At 40.3% G+C, this 263-nt stretch carries 1 pseudogene; it reads left to right on the top strand.

Annotated elements, in window-relative coordinates:
• Window positions 1–263, top strand: a pseudogene (locus tag AAEZ06_RS27510) (hypothetical protein); the annotation flags it as partial.

Consider the following 263-nt stretch of genomic DNA (forward strand, 5'->3'; position numbering starts at 1 on the left):
GTATGCGGACGATATTAAAGATATCTATGCCTCTTATTTTGAGTCTGGTGAGTCTTTTGAGTTCATGGAATTCCCAGCCAATCCTATTTGGACAACGCAGAGTTCTATTGTTGTGGCAGATGAGGTACAGATCGATAATCGCAGTATAGGTATTTCAAGCGGACGTATTTATTCGTTTTATTACCGTCGTATGATTTCTTTGGCGGTTATTGAAACTGAGTATGCTATCGAAGGTACCACCTTAGAGGTTATCTGGGGTAATC

The organism is Pseudomonas sp. HY7a-MNA-CIBAN-0227, assembly GCF_040310325.1.
Classification (GTDB): Bacteria; Pseudomonadota; Gammaproteobacteria; order Pseudomonadales; family Pseudomonadaceae; genus Aquipseudomonas.